This window comes from Inquilinus sp. OTU3971, from assembly GCF_038440215.1.
Genome location: NZ_JASATH010000455.1, coordinates 1 through 390, shown reverse-complemented (window position 1 = coordinate 390; position 390 = coordinate 1). Strand labels below are relative to the sequence as shown.

The window sequence follows — 390 nt, the reverse complement described above, 5'->3', positions numbered from 1 at the left end:
AGTGTCTGACTCATAAAGCGGAGGGATGTTTGGCGAGGCGTTTGGAGAGGAGCCGGACGTGGGCGATCCAGATCCAGGCCTGGGCGCTGGCGACGGAAGCCTCGAAGTCCTTTGCGAGCCTTCGGCATCGGCCGAGCCAGGCGAAGGTGCGTTCGACGACCCAGCGCCGAGGCAGCAGGACGAAGCCCCGGGCGGTATCCGACCGTTTGACGATCTCGATGGTCCACGATCCCAATCCGGCGAGCGCAGTCGCAAGTTTGTCGCCGGCATAAGCGCCGTCGGCGAACAGGTGGCGCAGCCAGGGATACAGCGTCCAGATCGAGGCCAGCACGGCCATAGCCCCGTCCCGGTCCTGACGATCGGCAGGGTGGACATCGAGCCCGAGGAGGT

1 protein-coding gene is annotated in these 390 nt (G+C 65.6%); it reads right to left on the bottom strand.

All coding sequences use genetic code 11. The annotated features are described in order from the left end of the window. Window positions 1-10: 10 nt before the first annotated feature. Window positions 11-390 (bottom strand): transposase (locus tag AAHM41_RS40390; protein ID WP_342242285.1); only part of this gene is annotated, 380 nt, incomplete at its 5' end.